This window comes from Micromonospora sp. DT233 (genome assembly GCF_049841815.1).
Lineage (GTDB): Bacteria > Actinomycetota > Actinomycetes > Mycobacteriales > Micromonosporaceae > Micromonospora.
Genome location: NZ_JBNCLB010000030.1, coordinates 1 through 4887, shown reverse-complemented (window position 1 = coordinate 4887; position 4887 = coordinate 1). Strand labels below are relative to the sequence as shown.

The 4887-nt window shown below is 72.9% G+C and carries 2 protein-coding genes and 1 pseudogene; 2 read left to right on the top strand and 1 reads right to left on the bottom strand.

The genetic code is table 11. From position 1 onward, the window contains the following. Nucleotides 1-619, bottom strand: a pseudogene (locus ACLQ2V_RS28030) (FG-GAP repeat domain-containing protein); the annotation flags it as partial. A 335-nt stretch (nucleotides 620-954) separates the two neighbouring features. Between ACLQ2V_RS28030 and ACLQ2V_RS28025 the strand changes: the two are divergent. Together ACLQ2V_RS28025 and ACLQ2V_RS28020 are read left to right on the top strand one after the other, a co-directional pair. Then, nucleotides 955-4230, top strand: coding sequence for a DUF2961 domain-containing protein (locus ACLQ2V_RS28025; protein ID WP_425721696.1), 3276 nt, complete (start codon nucleotides 955-957; stop codon nucleotides 4228-4230). Between the two features lie 11 nt (nucleotides 4231-4241). Next, on the top strand, nucleotides 4242-4887 hold a 646-nt coding region (locus ACLQ2V_RS28020), incomplete at its 3' end, for a M23 family metallopeptidase (RefSeq protein WP_425721694.1).

Here is a 4887-nt window from a genome sequence, read left to right as displayed (position 1 = left end):
CGTCGTTGAGCGAGCCCAACGTGAACGCCACCACGTCGTCCTTACCGTCCCCACTGAAATCCGTCGACGAACCCGCCTTCATGCCCACGACGCGCGCCGCCTCGGCGAGCATCGACCGTGCCTTGGCCGCCGACTGGTCGTAGCGGTCGGGGAAGCCGGAACGCTGGACGCACTGGGCGACCTGACCGGCGCTGTAGCCGGGATTGTTGCGTTCGCAGGTGATCGCCCGGGTGAAGAACTGCGTCGACGAGTAGACCACGTCCATGATCTGTTCCTTTGTGCCCCAGCCGTAGTCCCAGCGCTGCTGGAAGACCCCGAGTGAGGACTTGTCCCCGCAGGGCAGGTTGTTCATGTGGGACTCGACCCAGCCGGTCTCGAAGCCGGCGAGCATGACCTTGTCACTGACGCGCAGATTGAGGCCCACGCGGTGCACGATCACGATTACCGACGGGTCGTGGTTCGCCGGGATCGAGGTGCAGGCCAGCGTCTGGAAGTCGTCGTTCGAGGGGGTCGCGGCGGCGGGGGTCGTGGGGGTGGTCAGCGCCAGCGTGACGGCCACGGCGGCGACCAGCCGGGCGGCGAAGGCCCAGCTCAGCGGTGTTCGGGGGTGGTTGTCCATGACGGCCCTCCGGGATGCGGGGGTGGTCCGGGCGGCGGCGTGGGCTGCCGACTCGGGGCGAGGACAGGCGCGAGGTGAAGTGCCGGGCGACGGGCGCGAACGACGACGAGGGGTGTCGATAGGTAGATGAAACTTACGTCCGTTTGCTGTTGCAGTCAAGGAAAAAAGTTTCGTCCGGAATGGCCCCCGGTCAATGCCCTCTGGCCTGCGGAAATGCGAAGTCGTGGGACTCCCGCCGCGCGTCTCGGCGACCTGTGGTATTGACAGGCTTCGAATTCATTGGCTTCACTTCCGCTAGTGGCACCGTCCGTGGGGCCCACCGGCCGAGGTGATTCATGAGCCGATTTCGCTTTCTGCGTACCGTCGTTGTCGGTGTCGTTATCGCGGCCCTCGCGGCGGTCCCACCCCCGGCGGGCGCCGCGCCGGGCCCGGTCGCCGCGCCCGCCGCAGCCGCCCCGGCCGCGCCCGGCCCCGGCGCCGTCGGCTGGGACGTCTACCGTCGCCTCGACCGGCTGCCGTACCTCGGCGGCGGCGCGCGGACCCGGCAGTTCTCCGGCTACGACCGGGCCGGCGGCAACGACGACGGGTTCAGCGGCGCCCACTCCTGCCTGCGCACCGACGGCGGCTGCGTGATCGCCGAGGACCAAGGCGCCGGGGAGGTCGAGTCGATCTGGTTCACCCGCGACGGTGGCGCGGTCGACGCCACCGGGTGGATCCGCATCGAGCTCGACGGCGTGACCGTCGTGCAGACCGGCCTGCAACACCTGGTCGACGGCGGCCTCGGGGCGCCCTTCGTCTTCCCCCTGGTCAGCAACGCCGACCAGACCTCCGGCGGGGTGACGGTCAAGGTGCCGATGCCCTACCGGCGCTCGATGCGCATCACCACCCAGCACAACCCGCTGTTCCACCACGTCACCTACCGCAGCTTCGCCGACGCCCAGGGCGTCACCACCTTCGACCCCGCCGACCCCGCAACCGACGTGGTCGCCCTGCTGCGCGCCGCCGGCACCCGCGACCCCAAACCCGCGCAGCCCGGCGCCGCCACGCTCGCCGGCACCCGCACCGTCCCCGCCAACGGCCAGGTCACCCTCGCCACGCTGACCGGTCCCCGGGCCGTCACCGCGCTGCGCCTGCGGGTGCCCGACGCGAGCGCCACCGACGCCCGGCTCGGCCGGCTGCGGCTGCGGATCACCTTCGACGGCCGCGCCACCGTGGACTCCCCGGTGGCCGAGTTCTTCGGCTCCGGGCTCGGGGAACGGCCGGTCCGGTCGCTGATGTCCGCCATGGAGACCGGCGCCGGCGGCTGGTACAGCTCCTGGTGGCCGATGCCGTTCCGCAGCGACGCCACGATCAGCCTCGTCAGCACCGACGGCGCGAACCTCACCGGGGTCGGCTGGGAGATCACCTCCGCCCCCGGCACCCAGTGGAGCGACGCGCTGGCCGCCGCCGGCAACGCCGGCTACTTCACCGCCCAGTCCCGCCGGGGGACGACCGTCACCGGGCAGGACTGGATCGTCGCCGAGCAGGGCGGGCGCGGACGCCTCGTCGGCGTCTCCCAGACCATGCGTGGACACATCACCGAGGGCAACACCCGCAACTACCTCGAGGGCGACGAGCGGGTCCACGTGGACGGCTCGGCCACCCCGCAGCTGCACGGCACCGGCACGGAGGACTTCTACGAGTCCGGCTGGTACTTCAACCGGGGCACCTACTCCGGCGTCTTCACCGGCAACACCGGCCACCAGCTGCGCAGCGGCGACTGCGCCCAGGAGTGCGACGCGGCGTACCGGCTGCTGATCGGCGACGCCATCGACTACGGCACCAGCCTGCGCTTCGGCATCGAGCACGGCCCGGTCAACGACATGCCCGCCGAGTACGGCTCCACCGCCTACCTCTACACCCAGCCCACCGTCGGGCAGACACTCACCGACACGCTCACGGTGGGCGACGCCGCGAGCCGCACCGCCCACGCCTACTCCGACGGGGCCGCCACCCAGTACCCCCTCAGCTCGGTCTTCGAGGGCGACGACGACTCGGCGGTGGTCACCGGGCAGCTCCGCGCCGCCACGGCCGCGGTCCGCTTCCGCCTCGCCGTCGCCGCCACCAACCAGGGCGTACGGCTGCGTCGCACCGGCGAGCAGGGCGCGGCGGGGCAGGCGGCGACGGTGGCCCTCGACGGGGTGACCGTCGGCGTCTGGTCCCAGCCGCAGGGCAACGCCACCCAGCGCTGGCGTAGCGACGAGTTCGCCCTGCCCGCCTCGGTGACCGCCGGCCGCTCCTCGATCACCGTCACGCTGACCCCGACCGCCGGCAGTCCCGCCTGGACCGCCGGCTCCTACGCCGCGTCGAGCATCGTGCCCCCGTACGCCGACACCCGGCCGCCGACGACCCCCGCCGCGCCGACCGTCGGCGGCCGGACCCACGCGGTGGCCCTGAGCTGGCCGGCGGCGACCGACGACGTGGGCGTCGCCGGGTACCGCGTCTACGGCGCGCGGAGCGCCGACGTGCCGGCCACCCCGGCGAACCTGCTCGGCACCGTGCGCACCACCGGCTTCCGGCACGGGCCGCTCGCCGCCGGGCAGCGGTGGTACTACCGGGTCGTGGCGCTCGACGAGGTCGGCAACGCCGGCGTCGGGTCGGCCACCGCGACCGCCGTCAGCCGGGGCCGCAACACCAGCGACGTCGACGGTGACGGCCGCGACGACGTGGTCGACTTCACCCGGGGCGCCACCGCCGACGTGCTGACCTCGCTCTCCTCCGGCGGCGGCTTCGGGGCGGCGGCGAAGTGGCACGACTTCTTCGCCACCGACGCCGAGCTCCCCCTCACCGGCGACGTGAACGGCGACGGGCGGGCCGACATCGTGACCTTCACGCGGGGCGCGGCGGCCGACGTCTACGTGGCGCTCTCCACCGGCACCGGCTTCGCCCCGTCGGCGAAGTGGCACGACTTCTTCGCCATCGACGCCGAGATCCCCGCCGTCGGCGACGTCAACGGCGACGGGCGGGCCGACATCGTGACCTTCACGCGGGGCGCGGCGGCCGACGTGTACGTGGCGCTCTCCACCGGCACCGGCTTCGCCCCGTCGGCGAAGTGGCACGACTTCTTCGCCGTCGGCACCGAGACCCCCGCCCTCGGCGACCTCGACGGCGACGGCCGCGACGACCTCGTCACCTTCGTCCAGGGCACCGGCGGCGCGGTCTACGTCTCGCTCTCCGACGGCAGCCGCTTCGTGCAGCAGTCCTGGAAGTGGGGCGACGGCGTGGCCACCGGCGACCAGGTCCCCGCGCTGGCCGACGTCACCGGCGACGGCCGCGACGACATCGTCGCCTTCACCCGGGGCACCAGCGCGGACGTGCTGGTGCGCCGCTCCACCGGCTCGGGTCTCGGCGCCGCCGCGACCTGGCACGGCAACTTCGCCGTCGGCGCCGAACTGCCCGGCGTCGGCGACTTCGACGGCGACGGACGCGCCGACGCCGTCACCTTCACCCAGGCCACGACCGCCGACGCCTACGTGTCGCTCTCCGACGGCACCCGCCTGGTGCAGAACGGCTGGCGGTGGAGCGACCAGATCGCCCCCGGCTCCGACCTGCCCCGACCCAGCCTCCCCTGACAGGAGCCGCCATGTCCCGGCCACCCCGCACCGTCCCCCGTTTCCTCGTCGCCCTGCTCACCCTCGCCGCGGCCGTGCTCACCGGCGTCGTCGCGGCCCCCACCGCCGCGATGGCCGCCCCCAACTTCAAGGCGCCGTTCCCCTGCGGGCAGCGGTGGACGTACTCCCACCACGGCTCGGAGGTGCGCGAGGCGTTGGACTTCGTCCGCTCCGACGGCGCGACCGGCGGCACCCCGCAGCTCGCCTCGGCGGCCGGCGTGGCCCGCCGCTACTCGGAGCCCGGCGGCGCCGGCAACTACGTGGTCATCGACCACGGCGGCGGCTGGACCACCTACTACTTCCACCTCAGCGCCTACTCGGTGCCCAGCGGGGCGTACGTCGAGCAGGGCCAGCAGATCGGCATCACCGGCAGCACCGGCAACTCCTCCGGCGCGCACATCCACTACGAGCAGCTCTACAACGGGGCCGAGCAGAAGATCGCCATCAACGGCGTCTCGCTCGCGCCCTACCCCGGCAGCTACAACCAGCGCTACCTCGTCAGCGACAACTGCGGTGGTGGCGGTGGTGGTGGTCGGTATCTGGCGGGTTCGTCGACGGATTTCAGTGGGGACGGTAAGGACGACGTGGTGGCGTTCACGTTGGGCTCGCTCAACGACG